The sequence below is a fragment of the Streptomyces sp. NPDC059861 genome, assembly GCF_042731435.1.
Taxonomy (GTDB): domain Bacteria; phylum Actinomycetota; class Actinomycetes; order Streptomycetales; family Streptomycetaceae; genus Streptomyces.
This window is the reverse complement of sequence record NZ_JBHWJQ010000039.1, coordinates 26,816-47,243: the sequence shown is the minus strand read 5'-3', so window position 1 is coordinate 47,243 and position 20,428 is coordinate 26,816. Positions and strand designations below refer to the sequence as shown.

Sequence of the window (20,428 nt, the reverse complement as noted above, 5' to 3'; positions counted from 1 at the left end):
GCCTGGCGCACCTCAGAGTGGGGCAGGCACGAGAGTCGCATAGGGCTTGACTTGCATGAACGCCTTTCAAGACGTCGTTTCCTTTGTGTGCGGCACCCTGATCCCGGTCCGGGACCGCACGACCGTTGTCTTGAGCCGTACCTACCGGTTCTCAGGACATGCGCCACTTCATCATCGTTGCTGACACGAAACTCGTGATCGCCGCGGCTCGGCCGGTCCTCGGGAACGCTCTACTTGCCTGTTCCGACCTCGACGGAGAGGTCGTTGTCCACCGTGTAGCAGGGCCGCACGATGCGACCGCCGACCGCGGTGGCGGGGAGGACGAAGATCTCCTTGCGGTGTGCGATGTCGTCGAGGAGACGGCCGAGACGGATCGGGGCCGCCGCGCCTCCGGTTCGCGCTCCGGCCCCGACGAGGAACACGTCCCAGACGCGGTTCGCGTCCGCGCCGGCCGCCGCCAGCTCCGCGAGGTCCACGGTGAAGGAGAAGCATCGGCCGTCGTCATCGCCGCGCACGGCGACGGTCCGTGCGGTGCCCTTGCCACCGCGCGGACGCAGTCGCATGACCGTTTCACCGGTGAGCGTGGCGCCGTGCAGCCTTGCGTGGACCGTCAGGGAGCGGTCGGTGACGTCAACGGTGCCGACCTCCGCGTGCGCCGGCCGCAGCCAGCTCCGCAGCGCGAGGTAACCGTCCTTGGTGACGTACGGGACGCGCACGGCCACCGGCGACGGCCAGTCACGGAGGTGGCCGTCCACCAGGGCCCGCAGGTCGCGGAGGCCGGGTCGCAGTCTCAGTTGCTCGGCGCCGGGGCCGGGTAGCAGGTAGAGGTCCCAGCGGCCCTCGTCGAGCACGGGCGGGGTGTCCAGGACGGCCCGCAGGTTTCCGTTGTCCGCGGGCCGCAGGTCGAGGGAGTGGAGGATCTTTGCGCAACCGCCCTTCTTGGGGCGCAGCCGCAGGAGCAGCCGCGTGCCCGTTCCGGCCGGTGCCTGAAGACGGAAGGTGAGCCGGCCGTCGGCGTCGGCCGTGCAGGCGGCACGCGGCTGTGCGCCCGGTGTCGTCTCGTGGTTCGTGGTCATCGCCGTCCCCTCCGTACTGTCCGTAGCGCACCGGAGGCCATGGCGTACGCGGCGTCGCGGGCGGCGAATCCCTTGCTGATCAGGGCGTGTTGTATTCGGCTGCCGTCCGGTGGGACCGGGGCCGGTGCTTCGCCCGCGCGAGCCGACCTCGCGGCGTCGATCAGCCGCTCGACCCGCTCCACGACGAGGGCCGGCGCGTAGCGCCGCGTGTTCTCCTGGGCCGTACGGCCCATCAGCCGGCGTCGTTCGTCGTCGCGCACGAGTTCCAGCAGCGCGACGCCCAGCGCGTCGCGGTCCCCGACCGGTACCAGCCGGCCGTCGACACCGTCCTTGATGATCTCGGCGGGTCCGTGCGGGCAGTCGGTGCTCACCACGGGCAGTCCGCAGCGCATGGCCTCGACGATGGTCATGCCGAACGGCTCGAAGTCGGCGGCGGTCGCGGCGATCGAGCCCTTGACCCACTCGCCTTCCATCGGGGCCGCGGCTCCCATCAGGAAGGCGTTGTTGTTCAGGCCGAGACGTCCGATGAGCTCTCGCAGGCGGCCGTGTTCCTCGCCTTGGCCGTAGATGCGCAGATGCCAGTCCGGGTGGTGGGCGGCGACCAGGGCGAACGCCTCGATGAGCAGGTCGTACCGCTTCACCGGGACCAGCCTGCCGGCCGCGACCACGACCTTCGCGGTGCCGTCCGCAGCGGGCAGCACCGGGTCGGGCACGCTGTTGGGCAGTGCCTCCACGCGCACGCCGGGGAGCCGCATCTGGCGCCGGTATGCGGCGGCGTCGGCCTCGGTGACCGTGGTGAGCGTGTCGAGTTGGCGATACGCCCGGCGCAGCGCGGTGCGCAGGCGGGGCGAATGGTGGTCCAGGGTCAGATGCTCCTGCCCGATGAGGATCACCTGCTCCGGTGCCTGACGTGCAAGGTGCACGTTGAGGCCGGGCCGGGTGCCGATGACCACGTCGGCCTCCGTCTCCGCGAGGCAAGCCCCGATTCGTCGGTCCGTCAGCTCGCTGTACTGGCGGTAGCGGTACTCGGCGGCGGGGAAGACCCGCGCCGGTCTGAGGTGCAGGGGGTGTTTCCTCTCGTGCCGCAGATCCACGAGCGGTTTCAACGACACTTTCGGGTCGAGCGTGAAGTTCGGGTGCTCCCGGTGCCGCATGGCGGAGACGATCTCCACCTCGTGCCGGTCGGCCAGGGCCTGGGCCAGATTGAACGTGGTGGTGATCGTGCCTCCGATCCCATAGGCGTTGTGGAGCAGGAAGGAGATCTTCATGGCGGACTAGACCTCATGGAACGCCGATCGGTTGCCCACCGTTACAGCTCCGTTGCCTCGCAGGTCACCTACTCGCCATGCACGACGAGGCGTCTGCGCTCCGGCACATGGGCGGGCACGAACGGTCGCATCCGTTTCGGTCGCCGTCCCGCACTGAACTGACCTCAGCCGCCATCCGCCGCACGGGCGTCGAGCGCCTGGCCGACCTGGCTGCGCAACCGCAAGGTCCATGGCGCCGACCAGCTCGCCACCAAGGCCGTCCGGGCCGCCAAGAACCAGCACACCGCCGTTCCCGGCGAGAAGATCACCGCCCGGTCGTGCACTCTCTGGCCCGGGAGGTGATGGCCCTCTACGGGAAGATCACCGAGACCGACAGCTCATCGAGGGCAGCGCCGGCCGGCTCGCCGGGTTCGCCGGCGTCGCCCCCGCCGCCCGCGACTCGGGCAAGATCAGCGGCAACCTGCACCGGCCCAAGCGTTACAGTCGCCGCCTCCAATGCGTCTTCTACACCTCCGCGTTGCTCAACACCCGCTGCTGCGACGAGGCTCGCCGCTTCTACGACCGCATGGGCGCCGAAGGCGAACGGCATGTCCACGCCGTGCTCGCGCTCGCCCGCCGACGGGTCAACGTCCTGTGGGCCCTCCTGCGACGGACGGTGCTACGACCCCGTTCCGCCCGTCACAACCGCCGCCTGACATCTCGATCAGGAATCCGGGTGTGATTTTGAGCCGTCGTCTCCGCGCGAACGGCGACAAGCCCTTCGCCGACTTCCGCTTGACGTGATTCTGCAGCGAAGAGGAGGCAGGCGTCGATTTCGCCGACAAGGTCAGGTGGCTGCTGGAAGACGAGTTGAAAGAGCTGCCCACTCAGTATTCGCGGGACCCCGCCTGGCAGCCCTACCCCGTCGCGGACCGCAACCTCCACACAGGGCGGAACCTGGCGTCATCCGGCCCTCTGGACAAAGAGCTCCTCAAGATTCTGACCTGATCGAGGGGCAGACTCAGTACGGCAGATCGACGACGAGGCCCGGCACCGAATGCGTCTGTCCGTCGAGTGGGCTTCAGAGTGTCGTTCCATCGCATAAGCTTCGCCCGAACTGATGACCGCTCCGCTTGGCAGGGTGGGACAGTTCCTGGTCAAGACGCATGCAGGAGCACGTGAGAGACGCCGTGATTTCCGAGCCGGAAATGGTAGAAGGCGCCCCTCCTTTCGGGGCGTATCGAGTAGTCGGTGACCACGGTGGTGACCTCGGTGGTGAGCCGGGGGAGCGAGGAAGCCCACGAAAGCCGTGGCTGTGGGCCGTCGGTGGCACGCTGGTGGCATCTGCGGTGTGGTCGTTGGCGGTGTTCCGTCTGGGGTTCGGTGTGCCGGAGCCCGAGACACGCGGGTACCAGCTCACCCAGCAAGCCTGCCGAACCGTGCAACTGCCCTCCATGGGCGCGGAGATCGCGCCCATGGACAGCACCAGCGTCATGTCCTCCGGGCTGTCGGAGGATCCTGCCCTCGACCACGTCCAGTGCTCCATCCACCTGCGCCCTGACATGGAGACGTCGGGCGCTGGGGGAGGTTGGTTCGTCGACTACACCGTCAGTGTCAACGTCACACTGCACAAAAGGACTGATCCCGGCATCGAGTTCGACGCGGAGAGGCGGGTCACGGGCCTCGAGGTCGTCGCGGAGGAGGAGGTGAAGGCCGTCGCCGACATCGGGGACGGGGCGTACCTGATCACCTCGGATCTCAGCAGTACGGAACTGCGGGTACGGGACGGCGGTGCCGTCCTGTCCCTCGGGCTCTCGGCCGTGGTCAGCTACCTCGGCGAAGACACGGACGGGCCGGTGGGTGAGGCCCCGGAAGCCCCGGACGTGTCCACGCACCAAACAGCAATGATCAACGACATGCGCGTACTCATGTCCCACCTGAAGAGGTAGGCCGCCGGAGCCTCGGTGGAGCTTGGCCCACACACGTGCCTCGCTCCATTCGGTGAACCGACGGAAGGCGGTCACGCCCGACAGCCCGATGTTCGGCCGCGCCGGGTTCAATCTCCTACGAAAGCGCGTCCTTCTCCATGGATGACCACGCGCAACGCAAGCTCGCCGACGCTATGGCCTCGGCCCGTCAGTAGCCGGCGCGCGCGTCGCGGCTCGCGCACGATCGCGGACTTCGCCTCCTGCGTCGGCCAGTTGGTGGCGCACCGACGCCCCGTTGCGCACGGCGGACGATCGCGCCTCAGACGCGGGCGTCCAGCTCTTTCTCGGCCCAGACGACCTTGCCGACCGGTGTCGGGCGGGTGCCCCATCGGCGGGACAGCTGGGAGACCAGATGGAGGCCGCGGCCGTTCTCGGCGACGGTGCCGGCCTGACGCGGACGCGGCAAGCAGCCGTCCGTGTCCGACACTTCGCAGGTCAGGGCCTGATGCCGGATCAGGCGCAGATCGATCGGGCCGGGGCTGTAGCGGACGGCGTTGGTGACCAGTTCGCTGACGATCAGCTTCATGGGGTCCTCGAGCCCTTCCAGGCCCCATTCGGCCAGCTGCCCGGCAGCCAGGTTCCGGGCGCGGCCGACCGTGGTCTCGTCACGGGTCAGCGTCCAGGAGGCGACGTGGGCCGACGTCAGTGCGCGGGTGCGGACCAGGAGCAGGCTGGCGTCGTCGCAGGCCGCCTGCCCCTTGGCGGGCTCCGTCGCACGGGTACAGAGTTCCTCCAGGGGGAGGTCCCGTTGCTCGAGGGTGGCGGCCAGACGGTGCATTCCCTCTTCGATGTCGTCCTCACGGGTCTCGACCAGGCCGTCGGTGTAGAGGGCGATGAGACTTCCCTCGGGCAGTTCCAGCTCCACAGCCTCGAACGGGACCCCTAGTCCGATTCCGAGTGGGGCACCGGTGGGAAGGTCGGGGAAATTCACCCGGCCCTGCGGGTCGACGATCGCCGGCGGGAGATGTCCGGCTGTTGCCATGCTGCACTTGCGGGTGACCGGGTCGTAGACGGCATACAGACAGGTGGCACCCACCACGGTGGCAGCCTGGTCCGAGTCATCGGTGTCCTCTTCCGCCAGTCGCTCGACCGTGTCGTCGAGGCGGGCCAGCAGTTCGTCGGGGGGCAGCTCCATGTGCGCGAGCGTGCGTACGGTGGTGCGGAGGCTGCCCATGGCCGCGGCGGCGTCCAGACCGTGTCCGACGACGTCGCCGACGACGAGTGCCACCCGGGCGCCGGACAGCGGGATCACGTCGAACCAGTCGCCCCCGACGCCACGGTCGATATCGGCGGGGAGGTAGCGGGAGGCCGCCTCGACCGCCAGGCCTCCCCTGAGACGGCGGGGAAGCAGGTTGCGCTGGAGTGCGAGGGCCGCGGTCTGCTCGCGCGTGTACTGGCGCGCGTTGTCCAACGACACCGCGGCGCGGCCGACGAGTTCCTCGGCCAGGAGTAGATCGTCCTCCTGGAACGGCATGCAATTCTCGGTGCGGACGAACAGCGCCGTGCCCAGCAGGACGCGCCGCGAGCGGATGGGTACGAGCATCAGGGAGTGCATGCCGTTCTCACGGATCTTCTCCGCCAGTGCCGGTTCCTGGTCGATCCAGGAGCCCGTAGCGGTGTCCATGATCGGCTCCAGATAGGACCTTCCGGTGCGCAGGGCCCCGAAACAGGGTGCGTCAGGCGGCCTGGGAACGGCATCACCGCGTCCCCACGCGGATTCCGGGACCCCTGGGTGGATCGAGGCCAGACCGGCGCGTCGGAGAACGGGGAGGCGCTCGCCCAGCGCGCCGATGTGAATCGGGGGCCCTTTGCCGAACGGGACCGACTGCTCGAGGTCCACCGCCACGAAGTCGGCGAACAGGGGCACGGCCAGATCGGCCAGTTCCTGGCCGATCTGCATCACATCCAAGGTGCTGCCCAGGCGCGTGCCGGCCTCGCCGAGGACGGCCAGGCGCTCGCGCACCCGTCGGCTCTCGGCAATGTCGACGCTGAGGACGCATACCCCCAGCGCGCGGCCGTCGGCGCCTTGGAGGCACGAGAACGAAACCGCGACCGGATGTTCCTGGCCCGAGCGGGTCGGCAGCCACGTCCGGTACTCGTGGACCTTCGTGGTCCCGCCCTGGAGCACCTGCCGCATCATCGCCTCGGTGGTTGCGGCCCCGGTACCGGGCCACGCATCACGGACCCGACGGCCCAGCCGCCGGTCGGTGGAAGTGCCGTCGTGGCTCTCCATCACGTCGTTCGTCCAGACGCAGCGCAACTGCAGGTCACGGACGGAGACGCCGATCGGCGCACGGGCAAGAACCGCCCCCAGCACCGATCCGCTCGTCGCTTCCCCCAACGACACGCCGAGGTCGGTGGTGCTCGCCAGCCACCGCACTGCTCCGTCCTGCCCTCGCACCATGGACATCCGCAGGCTGACGCGGAGCATGCGGCCGTCCCGGTGGCGCACCGCCGAGGAGCCCGGCCAGCCGTTCCGGACACGGCACTGCTCGACGAAGGCCGACATGGTCGGCACTTTCCCGAAGCACGGCAGGACGAGTGTGGCGGACCGCCCCACCACGTCGCCGGCGGAGTACCCGACCAGTTGCTCGGCCGCCTGCGTCCACGCGACCACCACCCCCTGCTCGTCGATGAGTGCGAACGCCGTGTCCGTCACTTCGGTCGGGTTCATCGGCTTACCGAACGTCGTCCGGCAAGTGCTGGTCATGGTCATCAAGCTGCTGATCCTAGGGAGGCTGGGAGATAGGCGGACGGGACGGAATGAGGGGTCTATTTACCCTTTTCGCCTGATTGACCGGACAGGGGTCTGTTCTGTGACAGTGCCGCGCCCTCAAAGCTTGCGAGTGGCGAGGGTGAGGAGTATGGGGGCGGCTTGAAACAGGAGCCTTCGGGAACGCGCGTTGGGACGCCGCTCGGACGACTGCAGGCGAGGCACTACGGGTTCGCCGGGCGTCGGCGGGCACCGTGCGGGTGCGGGTGTGCGAGCCTCCGGTCGGACGCTGTGACCAGCGAGAACGTCCCAGACAGACCATGACGAAGCCATCGGGGAGTCCGGCACGGCGCGGGTTCCCAGGCCGCCCTCAGCTGATGGCTCTCTTCGCGGCCGGTGACCTGCCGTGGTCGGTCTGGCGGTCGGGCTGGGCGAGCCTGGCGGGTGGGCTCGCCCACGGGCGTCACCGGACCCCGTGGGTGCCATCAAGGGATGACGGAGCTTGCCCTGTCCTTTCGAGCGTGGGCCTGAGGCGGTCATCCGCTGGATCGTCGGGCTTCGGAGGTTCCGGGTATGGCTTTGAGCTTGCCGCTGTCGGACGGCTCAGATGACCTGGCCGCCAGGACCCCCCGACGGCTCGACCGCTGATCGTGATCCGCGACTTGATCGCTGTGCAGGACAACGTCGGCGAGGTCGCCTGCTGGGCTGCTTCCAGGCGACGGGCTGGCGCGGGTGACAGTGCCCGGGACCTTAAGCCGGGGTGGACATCGGCAAGGAGCACCACCACTGCGTGGTGATCGACGTGTAAGGCAGGCGCATGTCGTCGCGGAGGATCCTGGACGACGAGTCTGCGCTGCTGGAGCTGGTCGGCGACGTACGGGCGCTCTCGGGGGACGCGTTGTGGGCGGTGGATGTCAGCCACGGCGGGGTGTCCTGCTCATTGGCCTGCTGCTGGGCCACGGCCAGCCGATGGTCTGCTTCACCGGGTTTGCCGTTCACCGGACGTCAGCCGCATACGGGGTCAGGGCACGGCCGATGCCGAGGACGTCTTCGTCATCGCCGGCCAGGCCCGGATGCGCGCAAGGACCTCGAAGCGCTCTGCGGTCCGGCGACGAGATAGCCGTCGACCTGAAGATACTGGTCAGGCGCCGAACCGATCTCGTGGACGACCGCACCTGCCACGGCAACAGACTCCGGGAGCAACTTCTGGAGCTCTTCGCGAGGCCGTTGGTGTTACGTCCCGCTGCCACCGCCGGGTACTGGTCTGCCTGGCGGGGTGAAGGCGGCGAGGGCTGTCGCCGTGATGTGGTCGGCGGCGTGGTCGGAGGTGAGGCGGCCGGCGCGGATCTCCTCTGCCGCGCTGTGCATGAGCGCGTGCAGGACATTGACCATCCAGACGATCGGCAGGTCGCTGCGGAAGGCGCCTTCGGCGCGGCCGCGGGCGACCAGCGTCTCGACCCGGGCGGCGGGCGCGGCGTGCAGTTCGCGGATGCGTCCGGCGGGAAGTTCGCGTTGTGCGGCGGCGAGCAGCGCCCGTGCCTGGTCCACCAGGGGCCAGCCCGCTTCGATGTACCGGGCAAGGGCGTGCTGGGGGTCGCCGGTGAGGTCGACCGTGTCCAGTACTTCGTTGCCCCGGTCGATGGCGCGGCTCATCGCCGCGTCGACGACCTCCGCCCGCGAGGCGAAGTGCGCATACAGAGTCACCCGGCCCACGCCTGCGGCCCGCGCGATCTCGCTCAGGCTCGCCTCGGGGTTCTGTCCGAGGCATTCGGCCGCGGCATGCACGATCGCTTCGATGCTGCGCAGAGCGTCGGCGCGCTTGGTGGCCGGGGAGTTCTTGCTGCCCATGAGCCAACCGTACCCCAGTAAGTCGTACAGGACTGTTTGGCTTACACCCTTGGGGTGTATAACCTGAACAACGTTGTACGACTTATCGATGAGGGGGAGCGTCATGAGTGACGCGGAAACCACCACCACACGCGCATCGGATGCGCCGCATCCGCTGCGCTGGACGTCCCTGGGACTGCTCGGGCTGGCCCAGCTGATGCTGATCCTCGACATCACCGTGGTCGCGATCGCACTGCCTGACATGGGTGACGAACTCGGCCTGGGCCGCGCGTCGCTGACCTGGGTGGTCAGCGGCTACGCCCTCACGTTCGGGAGCCTGATGCTGCTCGGCGGCCGGGCCGCGGACCTGTTCGGCCCGAAGCGCGTCGTCCTGGCCGGGCTCGCCGTGTTCACCGCCGCGTCACTGGCCGCCGGACTGGCCACCGGCGCCCCGCTGCTGCTCACCGCCCGGATCGCGCAGGGGGCGGGTGCCGCGATGCTGTCGCCTGCTGCGCTGTCGGTGGTGGTGCGGCTGTTCGACGGCGAGGAGCGCAACCGCGCGCTGGGTATCTGGTCGGCGCTCGGTGGCGGGGGAGCCGCGCTCGGCGTGCTGCTGGGCGGGCTGATCACGGCGGGTCCGGGCTGGGCCTGGGTCTTCTTCGTCAACGTCCCCGTCGGTCTGATCGTCCTCGTCTCGCTCGCCCGGATCCTGCCGAGCCTCCCCCGCGCGGGCACCGGCTCCCTCGACATACCCGGGGCCGTCCTGGTCGCCGCGGCGACCGGCGCCCTCATCTACGCCCTGATCCGTGCCGGTGACCACGGCTGGCTCGACCTCGTCACGGTGGCCCTGGCCGCCACTGCGGCAGCCCTCTACGCAGGTTTCGCCGTCCGGCAACGCCGGACGGCGGCACCGCTGATCGACCTTCGGCTGCTGGGTCGGCGCCCGGTGGTGGCGGGCACCTTCGTCATCGCCGTCACCACGGCGCTGATGGTGGGGGCCTTCTTCCTCGGTTCGTTCTATCTCCAGAACCGCCAGGGCCACGGTGCCCTGAAGACCGGCGTGCTGTTCCTGCCGGTGGCGCTGCTGACCATGGCCGCCGCCGCAGCTGCCGGCCGCGTGATCGGCCGTCTGGGGGCACGACTGCTGGCTGTCACATCCCTGGCTGTGGCAGCCGCCGGGTTTCTCGTTCCGGTGCTTGGGTCGGGAACCGCCGCGATGGTCACCGGCGTGAGCGTGGCCGCTGCGGGTCTGGGCGCTCTGTTCGTGGTCGCCTCTGCCACCGCGTTGGCCGGTGTCGCCCCCCACGACGCCGGTGTGACGTCGGGCATCGTCAGCACCTTCCACGAGTTCGGTGCCGCGGCCGGTGCGGCGGCCGTCTCCAGCGCCGCCGCCACGAGCATCGCTGTCCGCACCGGTGTCCGGACCGCTGCCGGTTTCGAGGACGCGTTCCTCGTCGCCGCCGGCCTGGCCGCGTTCTCCGGCGTCATCGCCCTGTGGCTGATCCCCGCCAAGCACGAGTAAGCCCTGGCCCAAGGGGGTCGGGCCATGCTCAGCATCTCCGCAGCCGCGGCGCGGACAAGGCCGACGACCCGTGCACCCTTCAGGCCCCATCGCAGCTATGCCACCCACAGCGGTCGGGCGGGCCTGACGCGTTGGACATGCTCACGGAGGTACTGGATGAACATCGCAACGCGTCTGCGACCAGCAGTCGAGCCTCACGGCAGTCCTCACCGCACACGACGCACGAACGGAGGCGGACAGTTTGGACGACCCCTACGAGTTGAGCGTGGGCGTGCCCTCCGCCGAGGTCTACCGCCGTCTGCGCACCGATGCCGGCCTTTCGGACAAGGCCCGGAGGCGGTCGCGATCGCCCTGCCCCACACCTGGTACGGGGTGGTCCTCCACCACAAGGGGGAGCCCATCGGCATGGGGAGGATCATCGGTGACGGCGGTACCGCGTTCCAGATCGTCGACATCTGCGTCCACCCCGCCCACCAAGGACGTGGCCTGGGCAGGCGCATCATGGCCGCGCTCACGGAGGAACTGGAACACCGGGCGCCCGCCACCACCTACGTCTCCCTGATCGCGGACGGCCCCGCCCGCTTCCTCTACGAGACGTTCGGCTTCGCCGACACCGCCGTCCACGACTCGATCGGCATGTACCGGGTGATGGGCACCTGATCATCCGCCGGCGCGTCCGCTGCCGGCGGCCCGATCCTGCTCTGGGTGCGATCAGCAACAACGTCCGCGGGAAGGGTTCTTGGCCTGCCGGGTCCCCTTCGCGGGATCCGGATTCTGGAATGCGGCCATGACCTCCTCGAAGGCCGTCACCGGCTGGCCGGCGGCGACTCAGTCCAGGGGACCGCCACGGGCACCTGTACGATCGACTGGCAGATCGTCGGAGGAGCAGCGGCCGGCGGACAGCTCACCGACGTCAGCACAACCGACTTCACCACCGACGTTCGCGAAGTCCAGGCGCTCAACCAGGGCGTACTTCGAAAGGGTGCCTCTCCCGCCTGCGGGGTCGGTCCGGCATGAATGTCAGACGTGTCTGTCAGGCTCTGGTCATGGAGATGACGCTGCAACTGACGATCGACTGTGCCGACCCGCAGAGGCTGGTGGCGTTCTGGAGTGAGGCTCTGGGATACGTACCCGAACCTCCACCGGGCGGCCATGCCACGTGGCGGGAGTACTGGGCAGCCATGGGGGTGCCCGAGGAAGAGTTGCCGGCAGGGGCGGGCGACATACCGGAGTCGATCGTGGGTCCCGCAGGACGAGGGCCCCGGGTGTGGTTCCAGCAGGTTCCGGAACCCAAAGCCATGAAGAACCGGATACACCTGGACCTGAAGGTCGGCGGCGGGCGCGACGTCCCGCTGGCGGTCCGCACGCAGCGGGTCACCACCACGGTGGAAAGACTGATCAAAGCCGGCGCCAGCGTGCTTCGGATCACGGATGAGCCGGACATGGGGCATTACGCCGTCCTGCTGCAGGACCCGGAAGGCAACGAATTCGACGTCGTCTAGGAATCGTCTGGCCACGCCGTGCAAGTGCCGGACCGGTGCCCCGGCGTGAAGAGGCATGGTCCTCGCTGCCCTCTCGCTGGCGGTGATGTCGTTCCGGCCCGCCGCCCAGCGGCGGGCCGGAGAGGAACTCGGCTCCGCCTCCGTGGTCGCCGACTCCAGGCAGACCCTGCTGTCGAGCCCGGCGGTCACCCCGACCAACCTGCTCTTCAACGCCGTCGCCGGCCCCGGCGCCCTGTGGCGTCACAGCCACGACGGCGCTCTGCGCGGCGACCTGCCCGACGGCTGGTGGGACGTTCATCCGTGCCCCCCGCACCGGCCACGGTCGGCCGAGCACCCGACCGAGCGGGGTCCTGGCGGACAAGGCGTCTTCCTCCCGGGCGATCCGGGCCTGGTGCCGTCGCCACCGTGTCTCCGCCACACTGCTCGAGCGCGCCGACCAGGTCGCCGCCCGGCTCCGCCGAGGCTCCCGAGGCGGCCGCCCGCACGGCTTCGACGAGCAGGCGTACAAGGGCCGAAACGTCAGTCTGCGATCTGGCTCGCCTCGGCACGCGTGCCTCGTGGATCCGTTCCCGATCACGTACATGGATGAGCCGCTTCCCCAGGAAGACCGCAGGAAAGCGTTGGGCCTGGCAGACTGTGCGCCACCTGGGGGGGATTGTCGTGCGGGATGAGCTGAGCGTCTGCCGGATACTCGGGGACCAACCGTTCGCCGAGATCGGCCGGCCCGTGTGGGCGGTGACCGACGGGCGTCACGGCTGTGTCATCGCGGCCGGTGACCTAGGGCACGTCATGTGGCGCGGTACGGGCCACTGGCTCGGCTACCGGATCGGCGTGTACGACGCCGGCACTCTCCGTCCGCGTCACGTCGTTGCCTCCCGCTACTCCGTGTGCGCCATCGAGCCTCACCCCGAGCTGCCGCTCGTCGCCGTCGGCACCGGCCGCTACGACGGCTCTTGGGACTTTCAGGGACAGCTGCTCCTGCTGCACCTGGAGACCGGGCGCGTGACGAACCTGCTGAGCAAGAGCCGCCAAGTGCGCCACCTGCGCTGGCTCGAGGACGGCAGGCTCGCGATGCTGCTCTCCCCCGAGGACAAGGACGGCGGCTTCCGCAAGGGCTTCGAGCTGGCCGTCGCGGTGGACGACTGGCTGTCTGCTCCGGCCGGTCTGGTCGACCCCGACGACACACGCCATCCGATGGTCGAGAGCGGGCTCCTTCACGATCCGCGTGTGGAGAACACCCTCGCGCGGCTGACGCAGGGCAGGTGGCGGCGGCGGGCGGAGGTGCGGGACCTGGCGGTGCTGGCCGACGGCCGGGTGCTCGCCACCGGCCGGCACACGGACCTCGAATGCTGGGATCCGTCGGGCGCGCTGGGGTGGGCTCTTCCTGCGGACGGAGAGGGGAGCGTCCGGGTCGAGGCGGCCCCGGACGACGGGTCGGCGTGGGTGACGTACCGGGGCTACCGGCGTGACGAGGTGACCGGTCGCCCGGTTGACCGCGCGACCACTGTTCGGCGGATATCGACGGCGGACGGCGGTGCGATGGACTGCGTGGACGTGCCGTCGATCCCCGCACTGTGCGCCACGGACGAAGGCTGGCTCGCCCTGCGCCCGCAAGGGCGCGACGGACACGCCGCGCTGCTTCTCGACCCCACGCGCCAGGAGGCGGAACGCATCGGCCTCGCCCCCAGCCGCTCCAACTCCCCGGCGCTGCGTGTCAGACACAGCGCCCGTCTGCTGTATGTGGACGGCCCCGGCCCGGACGACGACGCGCCGTGGATCCACGCGATCGATCCTCCAGGCGCCCACGGCCCCGCCACTGTGCGCGCCCTCTTCCCCCTGCGCTGGGACCCGGCGTCCGCACTCCAGCCCTGGTACGGCCCCGCCGTCGAGCTGACACACACCCTCGTCCACGCGGGCCGGTCGTACGAACAGGGCGCCACCTACGGGGAAGCCCGCCAGGGCACGTACGTCGTGAGCCGCCGCCTGCCGGACGGAGAGGCACGCTGGGCGTACGGCACCGACAAGCCGCTCGCGGATCTCGACGGCGACGAGCGGAGGGTGTACGTCGTGTATCTCACCGGTGAGGTGGAGACCCTGGACACGGCGACGGGCGAGGTCCGAGCCCGGCACACCCTGCGCGCGCACGGCCACCCGGTCACGCCGGTGTCCGCCGCGTACCGGGCAGAGCAACAGCGGCTGGTCGTGGGAACGGTGGACGGGCGGATCCTGGACTGCTCGGTCGCGGGTTGACCGGGTCGGCAGAAACCGCCCGCCACCACGATGTGCCAACTGCCGGCGGAGGTCTCCTCAAGAGGCTTCAACGGACGACCGAAGGGTGAGGGGCCGGCTGGCTGCATCGGACGAGCCACCAGCCAGTGCCCCTCCGCGCGGAGACGATCCGCAGTACCCGCTGTCAGCGAGGGCTTTGCCGTCATCGGTCTGAGCTGGCCAGATGGAGGGTGAGGACGGCTTCGACCAAGGTGGTGATCCCGCTGGTCGAGCCTCGAAGCTTCCTGATGAGCCGCCAGGACTTGAGCGTGGCCACAACCTGCTCGACGAGTGCGCGGATCTTCGCGTGGGACCGGTTCACGGCCTTCTGATCAGTGGAAAGGTCTCCCACCGTCCCCAGCGGGGGGTGCGGACCGCGCCGCCTGCGCCTCGACAAGCCTTGTCTCCCCAGCACTTGATGTCGGCTGCGGTGAGGACGTCGATGATCACCCACCGGGCCGATTCCGGAGACGGTCGAAGGGGCCCTACTTGGCGCAGTGCCCGGTCTGTGTTGCCCGGTAGCGCGACGGTGAGATCCCGTATCGGCTGGTGAAAGCCTGGCGCAGCGCCTCGGTCGAACCGAACCCGCACCGCGTGGCCACGCCTGCCAGCGGAAGCGTGGTGGACGCGAGCAGGTGAGCGGCAGCCTCGGTGCGGGCCTGGCGTACGAACCGGACCGGCGGCTGCCCGAGGTGTTCCAGGAACAGCCGGTTGAGGTGGCGCGGGGTCACGCCCGCGCGGGCCGCCAACGCGGCCGCGTTCAAGTCGTGGTCCAGATGGCTCGTAATGTGCTCGATGAGCTGTCGGACCACGTCGTTCTTGGGTGCCGGGGCGGCGGTGAACAGGCTCATCTGTGCCTGGTTTCCGGGTCGTTGCAGGTAGGTGACCAGGTCCCGCGCCACCTGGCGCGCCAGCTCGGCGCCGTGATCATCTTCGATGAAGGCGAGGGTGAGATCCAGTGCGCTGGTGATGCCGGCCGCCGTGTAAACGTCCCCGTCGCGTATGTAGATGGGGCTGGAATCCACGGTGACCGCTGGGTGTTGTGCGGCGAGCTGGGATGCGTACCGCCAATGCGTGGTGGCGCGGCGACCATTCAGCAGTCCGGTGGCGGCCAGGATGCTGGCCCCGGTACACACCGAGGCCACGCGTCGGCTTTCCTTGGCCAGGCGGCGGACGTGGCCGATGAGCCGCGGGTCAGCGGCCGCCCGCTCGTGTCCCAGGCCGCCCGAGACGATCAACGTGTCGAGCGGACCGGTGAGTCGCTCAAGGGGCTGCTGACTCTGCAACGTCAGGCCCGAGCCACAAGTTATGGGGTTGCCACCCGGACTGGCCACACTGACGCGGTAGGGGAGGGCTGGGTCACGGATCCGATTCGCCATGGCCAGGCTCGTGGTCACGCAGGCGATGTCCAGCAGCTCGGCCGTGTCGTAGCCGACGATCACGATTAAGCGTTCGTCCACACGGCGACCCTATGCCAAAGGGACCGGCACCCCAAGGTTCCAGACGCCTGATGAGGCGCCGGCTTCTCGTGGAACCGGCCGGACCAACAGTGGAGCAATGACCGACACCATCGCTTCGGGAGGACACGTGAAGATCGGCTCCGCTCAGGACGACAAGGCATCGGCCACGGCCCGCCGGGACAATTCAGGGACCGCCACCTTCGGCTTCGTGACCACGCTCAAGCGCCGCTGGCCCACGTGGTTCGCGCTCGCGTTGGTGGTCGCCACGTTCGCGGACGGCCTCCCGGCCCTTGAGTTCCTGGCGTGGCTCCTCGTCGTCATGACAGTTTGTTACCTGATCTTCGGGGCGTTGCGCGGGGAGCTCCGCAGACCAGGCGTGCTCATGCTCCAGACGGCAGGGTTGCTCGGCTTCGGTGTCCTGGCCATGGTGGCGCTCGCGGTGGATCACGGCCTCGGCTGGTACGTCCTGGCGGCCGGTTGGCTCGGTCACGCTGCCTGGGACTTCGCCCACCACCGCGCCAAGGTGGTCGTGCCTCGGGCGTGGGCGGAGTGGTGCTTCGTGGTCGACCTGTTCGGCGGTGCCGCGATGATCTTCATGCCGTAGCCGTGTTCCCGGATCGAGCCATTGCGCCCTTTCAGCGCTGCCGCTCCAAGGTGAGGACTGCGGCGGCACTTGACGACATTCGATTCGGGCTGCACCGGGCCCTGCGGAGGATCCGCCAGGACTTCAGTCGTACGACACCGCGCTCGACCGATGCACCACGCCCAACGACTCAGGCTCCAGCACTTCCTGGAAGGCGTCGGCAGGCCAGACCGCGATCTGGGAGAACAAGAAGGCGGGGGCAGGCCAGCCCCGGTACATCACCTTCGACCGGACAGGACACAATAAGGAGGCCGTGTTCAAGGGTGCCGGTTTCCGGGATCCCTTCCAGTCGACCAAGGACTCGGCCCGAGACGGAACGTACAAATTAGACATCGGGCCGAACGGAGAGCCGCGAGGTCTCAAGTGGCTGGTGAAATGGGCAAGGAGCTGATCATCAGCGCCCGCAGCGAGCGCGTGCGAGTGGATCTGGCGGAAGCCGCTGCCTGGAGCGCGTACGCGGCGGAGCTTCGCCAGGTGCTCGGAGCCGTGCTGGAGAAGAGCGGCGCCGACCTCCTGGAGGTGGGCGGGCTACTGGTGAGTGAGCCCCTTCCCGAAGAGCACCGCGGCCTGCGCAACGGTGTAGAGGTCCGGCCGCCGCGAGCGATCGGTCTCGCCGAGGGAATGGCAGCCGGGCACGGGCCGTACTGTCAGCTCACCGCACCCGGGCGGCTTCAGATCGAGTCGGGATGGGACGGAGCGGTACACCTCTACACCACATCAGAGGTGGCCGCCGATCTGGCGGGCCTCCATGGCGAGGGCGTGACGTTCCGGTGGCGAGACACGGCGCCTGAACCCATAGAGGTCTCGAACCCCGTCGACGCCGTCGCGGACGAGGGTTTCTGGGTGAGGGTGGCGGAGGACTCCGAGCGCCTGACCCTCGTCTGCGAGCGCTGGGCGTACGGCGCTCACGGGTGCAGATGGTTCCGCGTGACGCCGGAGAACACAGCCGAAGTGGCCCGACTGCTGTGGCCTCGCTCGCTGGTCTTCGTGGCCACCGAGCCGGAGCTGAACCCCAGAGCGGAGCTGCTGGAGGACGACTTCACCGCTTTCGTGGCCCCGCTGCTGCCCGGCGAACTGGCTCACCAGAACTACCCGGGTGGCGCCGACACGCTCTCCGAGGTCACGGATGAGGGTTTCTCCCTGATGCTGGCCGATGCGGTGCTGGGCGACCGGTGCGCCGTCGTACCGGACGCGGACGGGGTGGTCAGGGGACAGTGGGAGAGTCCAGGGGAGCCCTAGTACGGCGAACCACCGGCGGCTTCACGGAAACCGTGCGGCCGGGCGGGCACTTCCATGTGACGGCCGATGTCTGCACCCTTCCCGTCGCTGTCAGTGCTCCCTCCCGGCACCGGCGGGGGTGCGCAGGACGTCCCCCGACCGGGTGACGGCGGCGCCGTCGCGGACGTGCAGGACCGCGTCGGCGGTGTCAGGAGAGCCTGGTCGAGCGGAACTGCTGCGGGGTGGTGTCCGTCCGGGTCCGGGCGGCGGTGACCGTGCCGGTGGGGGCCAGGGCCCGATCGGTGACGCGGTCCCGCAGAACGCTCTCGTAGCCGTCCACCGCTGGGAGAGCCCGTTCGGCAAGCGCCCGCCGTGGGACATCGGGGCGCCCCAACCCGCCTGTCGCCGTGGAGGTAGCGGGGCTCCTCCGCGCCACGGTGCTCGACGCGGGCTGCGGCACCGGTGAGGACGCCCTCCACCTGGCGGGCAAGGGCTACGCGGTGACGGGGCCGGACCTGTCCCCGAGGGCGATCACCCTCGCCCGGGACAAGGCCGCCGCACGCGGACTCGGCGCCGTCTTCGAAGTCGCCGACGCCCTCGACCTCACGGGCTACGAAGGGCGTTTCGGCACCGTGATCGACTCCGGCCTCGCCCATACCTTCGAGCATGACAGGCTGCGCGCCTACGCGGCGGCCCTGCATCGGGCCTGCCGCCCGGGGGCGGTGGCGCGACAGCCTCTCGATCAGCGACCGGGGATCCGCGGAGATGCAGGCGCGGCTCGCCGAGGCCATCGATGACTCATCATGTGGAGTGCGTTGCCACCCCGGCCCCCTGGGGGTGGCTGCTGACTCCCGTGCCCGACCTCGATGCACGCTGGGCCACGACTGGAACCGGGGACCGTGCTGCCGGGCTGTGGCTCAGGCGTCGATGATGACGGGGATGATGAGGGGCTTGCGGCGGTGGGTGCGGAACGCCCAGTTCGCCACGGCGCGGGCGACGAGTTGTTCGAGTTGGCGCGCGTCCCCGACTCCTTCCTCCGCCGCGGTGGCCAGGGTCTTCTCGATGACGGGGATGACCGGCTCGAAGGTGGTGTCGTCGTGGACGAAGCCCCGGGCCAGGAAGTCGGGGGCCTCGGCGAGGGCGCCGGTGTCCGCGTCGACGATCGCCACCACCGTGACCACGCCTTCAGCGGCGAGGGTGAGGCGGTCCTTGAGGGACGCTTCGGTGGCGCCGCCGACTTCCATGCCGTCCACGTAGACGTTGCCGGCGGGGACCTTGCCGGTGATGGACGCGCGCCCGTCGACGAGGTCGACGACGACGCCGTCCTCGGCGATGACGACCCGGTCGGGGTCGACACCGGTACGGATGGCGAGGTCACCGTTGGCCCGCAGGTGGCGCCATTCGCCGTGCACGGGCATGACGTTGCGGGGTTTGACGATGTTGTAGCAGTAGACGAGTTCGCCGGCGCTGGCGTGTCCGGAGACGTGCACCTTGGCGTTGCCCTTGTGGACCACGTGGGCGCCCCACCGGGTAAGTCCGTTGATCACCCGGTAGATGGCGTTCTCGTTGCCGGGGATGAGGGAGCTGGCGAGCAGGACGGTGTCGCCCTTGCCGATACGGATCATGTGGTCGCGGTTGGCCATCCGTGACAGAGCGGCCATCGGTTCGCCCTGGGAGCCGGTGCACACCAGAGTGATCTTGTGGTCCGGGAGCTTCTCCAGCTCCTTCGTGCTCACGACCAGACCGGACGGGACCTTCAGATAGCCCAGGTCACGGGCGATGCCCATGTTGCGGACCATCGACCGGCCTACGAAGGCGACCTTGCGGCCGTGCTGGTGGGCGGCGTCCAGGACCTGCTGGATGCGGTGCACATGACTGGCGAAGCTGGAGACGATGACCCGGCGCGGCGCGGTGCGCATCACCTGCTCGATCGCGGGGTTCAGCTCACGCTCGGAGGTGGTGAAGCCGGGCACTTCGGCGTTGGTGGAATCGGTGAGGAACAGGTCCACGCCCTCCTCGCCGAGGCGGGCGAAGGCGCGCAGATCGGTGATGCGGTCGTCGAGAGGGAACTGGTCCATCTTGAAGTCGCCGGTGTGCAGCACCATCCCGGCGCTGGTGCGGATCGCGACCGCGAGGCTGTCCGGGATGGAGTGGTTGACCGCCACGAACTGGCAGTCGAAGGGCCCGAAGCCGCGCCGGTCGCCCTCTCGCACCCGCACCGTGCGCGGCCGGATCCCGTGTTCCTTGAGCTTGGCCTCCAGGAACGCCAGCGTCAGCTTGGAGCCGACGACGGGAATGTCCGACCGCTCGCGCAGCAGGTACGGCACGCCGCCGATGTGGTCCTCGTGGCCGTGGGTGAGTACCACGGCCACGACGTCGTCCAGCCGGTCCCGGATCGAGGTGAAGTCCGGCAGGATCACGTCCACGCCGGGCTGGGTCTCCTCGGGGAACAGCACCCCGCAGTCGACGATGAGCAGCTTGCCGGCGTGCTCGAAGACGGTCATGTTGCGGCCGATCTCACCCAGGCCGCCCAGGGCGATGACCCGCAGCCCTCCTTCGGGAAGGGGTGGGGCGGCTTTCAGTTCGGGGTGTGGGTGACTCATACCCTGACGGTACCCGGAAAGCGGGACGGCGTGATCCATTGCCTGTGTGCTCTCCTCTCTCCGAGGGAGCGGGGCACCCGCACCGGATGCCTCATGGCGAGCAGGTTGTGGCGGGGCGCGGGCACGGCTGCGCCGCGTGGCGACGGCCCCCTGGCCACGGGTTCGAGGGGATGAGGCCAAGAGGGCCGTCTGCCGTGACCGTCCAGTCGGCGGGCCACCGGACGTCTGAGGGGTCCGAGACGTCCGAGTCCGAGAGCCGTATGGAGTCAGTGCCTGCAACAGGGGTCCCGGAACGTGGGCACCAGCCCTGCGGTGCCGGTCGCCGTGGAATCGAGCACGGCCGGCGACATCGACACCGGCG

Annotated in this window: 14 protein-coding genes and 7 pseudogenes; 11 read left to right on the top strand and 10 right to left on the bottom strand. The window is 69.5% G+C overall.

Features of this window, described 5'->3' with window-relative positions; all coding sequences use genetic code 11:
* Positions 1-230: 230 nt before the first annotated feature.
* Together ACFV6X_RS28575 and ACFV6X_RS28570 are read right to left on the bottom strand one after the other, a co-directional pair.
* Complete coding sequence (locus tag ACFV6X_RS28575) at positions 231-1,076, bottom strand: transferase (protein WP_385388118.1); 846 nt, start codon at positions 1,074-1,076, stop codon at positions 231-233.
* Complete coding sequence (locus tag ACFV6X_RS28570; protein WP_385388115.1) at positions 1,073-2,344, bottom strand: glycosyltransferase family 4 protein; 1,272 nt, start codon at positions 2,342-2,344, stop codon at positions 1,073-1,075. Before ACFV6X_RS28570 ends, ACFV6X_RS28575 begins: the two co-directional genes overlap by 4 nt.
* A gap of 161 nt (positions 2,345-2,505) precedes the next feature.
* On the opposite strand from ACFV6X_RS28570, the pseudogene ACFV6X_RS28565 reads away from it, so the two are divergent.
* Both ACFV6X_RS28565 and ACFV6X_RS28560 read left to right on the top strand, forming a co-directional pair.
* A pseudogene (locus tag ACFV6X_RS28565) lies at positions 2,506-3,039 on the top strand (transposase); the annotation flags it as partial.
* A 723-nt stretch (positions 3,040-3,762) separates the two neighbouring features.
* Positions 3,763-4,272 (top strand): hypothetical protein, encoded by a 510-nt coding sequence (locus ACFV6X_RS28560; protein WP_385388186.1) that lies wholly within the window; start codon positions 3,763-3,765, stop codon positions 4,270-4,272.
* A 12-nt stretch (positions 4,273-4,284) separates the two neighbouring features.
* On the opposite strand, the pseudogene ACFV6X_RS28555 reads toward ACFV6X_RS28560, so the two are convergent.
* The 3 genes and pseudogenes from ACFV6X_RS28555 to ACFV6X_RS28545 form a co-directional block, all read right to left on the bottom strand.
* A pseudogene (locus ACFV6X_RS28555) lies at positions 4,285-4,368 on the bottom strand (IS5/IS1182 family transposase); the annotation flags it as partial.
* Positions 4,369-4,570: 202 nt separating this feature from the next.
* Positions 4,571-7,021 carry a SpoIIE family protein phosphatase gene (locus ACFV6X_RS28550; protein WP_385388112.1) on the bottom strand — a complete coding sequence of 817 codons (2,451 nt, stop codon included), beginning with the start codon at positions 7,019-7,021 and terminating at the stop codon, positions 4,571-4,573.
* Positions 7,022-8,257: 1,236 nt separating this feature from the next.
* On the bottom strand, positions 8,258-8,872 hold the full coding sequence (locus ACFV6X_RS28545) for a TetR/AcrR family transcriptional regulator (protein WP_385388110.1): 615 nt from the start codon (positions 8,870-8,872) through the stop codon (positions 8,258-8,260).
* A 103-nt stretch (positions 8,873-8,975) separates the two neighbouring features.
* Between ACFV6X_RS28545 and ACFV6X_RS28540 the strand changes: the two genes are divergently transcribed.
* The 5 genes and pseudogenes from ACFV6X_RS28540 to ACFV6X_RS28520 all read left to right on the top strand — a co-directional run bounded on the left by ACFV6X_RS28540 (position 8,976) and on the right by ACFV6X_RS28520 (position 14,125).
* A complete protein-coding gene (locus ACFV6X_RS28540; RefSeq protein ID WP_385388108.1) occupies positions 8,976-10,373 on the top strand; it encodes an MFS transporter in 1,398 nt (465 codons plus the stop codon).
* Between the two features lie 271 nt (positions 10,374-10,644).
* Positions 10,645-11,033 (top strand): annotated as a pseudogene (locus tag ACFV6X_RS28535) (GNAT family N-acetyltransferase).
* A gap of 386 nt (positions 11,034-11,419) precedes the next feature.
* Complete coding sequence (locus ACFV6X_RS28530; RefSeq protein ID WP_385388106.1) at positions 11,420-11,875, top strand: VOC family protein; 456 nt, start codon at positions 11,420-11,422, stop codon at positions 11,873-11,875.
* A gap of 52 nt (positions 11,876-11,927) precedes the next feature.
* Positions 11,928-12,098, top strand: a pseudogene (locus tag ACFV6X_RS28525) (cation transporter); the annotation flags it as partial.
* Positions 12,099-12,535: 437 nt separating this feature from the next.
* Positions 12,536-14,125, top strand: a complete 1,590-nt coding sequence (locus ACFV6X_RS28520; RefSeq protein ID WP_385388103.1) for a hypothetical protein — start codon at positions 12,536-12,538, stop codon at positions 14,123-14,125.
* A gap of 181 nt (positions 14,126-14,306) precedes the next feature.
* Here ACFV6X_RS28520 and ACFV6X_RS28515 read toward each other — a convergent pair.
* Positions 14,307-14,590: pseudogene (locus ACFV6X_RS28515) on the bottom strand (transposase family protein); the annotation flags it as partial.
* Between the two features lie 38 nt (positions 14,591-14,628).
* Positions 14,629-15,603 (bottom strand): GlxA family transcriptional regulator, encoded by a 975-nt coding sequence (locus ACFV6X_RS28510; protein ID WP_385388100.1) that lies wholly within the window; start codon positions 15,601-15,603, stop codon positions 14,629-14,631.
* 97 nt (positions 15,604-15,700) lie between these two features.
* Between ACFV6X_RS28510 and ACFV6X_RS28505 the strand changes: the two genes are divergently transcribed.
* A complete protein-coding gene (locus ACFV6X_RS28505) occupies positions 15,701-16,207 on the top strand; it encodes a hypothetical protein (protein ID WP_385388098.1) in 507 nt (168 codons plus the stop codon).
* Between the two features lie 31 nt (positions 16,208-16,238).
* Here ACFV6X_RS28505 and ACFV6X_RS28500 read toward each other — a convergent pair.
* Positions 16,239-16,361 (bottom strand): annotated as a pseudogene (locus ACFV6X_RS28500) (IS5/IS1182 family transposase); the annotation flags it as partial.
* Between the two features lie 48 nt (positions 16,362-16,409).
* Between ACFV6X_RS28500 and ACFV6X_RS28495 the strand changes: the two are divergent.
* A pseudogene (locus ACFV6X_RS28495) lies at positions 16,410-16,637 on the top strand (toxin C-terminal domain-containing protein); the annotation flags it as partial.
* Positions 16,610-17,485, top strand: coding sequence for a hypothetical protein (locus ACFV6X_RS28490; RefSeq protein WP_385388095.1), 876 nt, complete (start codon positions 16,610-16,612; stop codon positions 17,483-17,485). The pseudogene ACFV6X_RS28495 and the gene ACFV6X_RS28490, both read left to right, overlap by 28 nt.
* A gap of 187 nt (positions 17,486-17,672) precedes the next feature.
* Here ACFV6X_RS28490 and ACFV6X_RS28485 read toward each other — a convergent pair whose 3' ends face one another.
* Positions 17,673-17,804 carry a hypothetical protein gene (locus ACFV6X_RS28485; protein ID WP_385388092.1) on the bottom strand — a complete coding sequence of 44 codons (132 nt, stop codon included), beginning with the start codon at positions 17,802-17,804 and terminating at the stop codon, positions 17,673-17,675.
* A 67-nt stretch (positions 17,805-17,871) separates the two neighbouring features.
* On the opposite strand from ACFV6X_RS28485, the gene ACFV6X_RS28480 reads away from it, so the two are divergent.
* Positions 17,872-18,261 carry a class I SAM-dependent methyltransferase gene (locus ACFV6X_RS28480; RefSeq protein WP_385388089.1) on the top strand — a complete coding sequence of 130 codons (390 nt, stop codon included), beginning with the start codon at positions 17,872-17,874 and terminating at the stop codon, positions 18,259-18,261.
* A gap of 120 nt (positions 18,262-18,381) precedes the next feature.
* Here ACFV6X_RS28480 and ACFV6X_RS28475 read toward each other — a convergent pair whose 3' ends face one another.
* Positions 18,382-20,067: a ribonuclease J gene (locus tag ACFV6X_RS28475; protein ID WP_385388087.1), complete on the bottom strand. Its 1,686-nt coding sequence runs from the start codon at positions 20,065-20,067 to the stop codon at positions 18,382-18,384.
* Positions 20,068-20,428: the final 361 nt, after the last annotated feature.

Excerpts from the sequence above, each read along its gene's own strand:
- ACFV6X_RS28575 (WP_385388118.1), bottom strand. The coding sequence starts at position 1,076 with ATGACCACGAACCACGAGACGACACCGGGCGCACAGCCGCGTGCCGCC.
- ACFV6X_RS28570 (WP_385388115.1), bottom strand. The coding sequence starts at position 2,344 with ATGAAGATCTCCTTCCTGCTCCACAACGCCTATGGGATCGGAGGCACG.
- ACFV6X_RS28550 (WP_385388112.1), bottom strand. The coding sequence starts at position 7,021 with ATGACCAGCACTTGCCGGACGACGTTCGGTAAGCCGATGAACCCGACC.
- ACFV6X_RS28545 (WP_385388110.1), bottom strand. The coding sequence starts at position 8,872 with ATGGGCAGCAAGAACTCCCCGGCCACCAAGCGCGCCGACGCTCTGCGC.
- ACFV6X_RS28540 (WP_385388108.1), top strand. The coding sequence starts at position 8,976 with ATGAGTGACGCGGAAACCACCACCACACGCGCATCGGATGCGCCGCAT.
- ACFV6X_RS28530 (WP_385388106.1), top strand. The coding sequence starts at position 11,420 with ATGGAGATGACGCTGCAACTGACGATCGACTGTGCCGACCCGCAGAGG.
- ACFV6X_RS28505 (WP_385388098.1), top strand. The coding sequence starts at position 15,701 with ATGACCGACACCATCGCTTCGGGAGGACACGTGAAGATCGGCTCCGCT.
- ACFV6X_RS28475 (WP_385388087.1), bottom strand. The coding sequence starts at position 20,067 with ATGAGTCACCCACACCCCGAACTGAAAGCCGCCCCACCCCTTCCCGAA.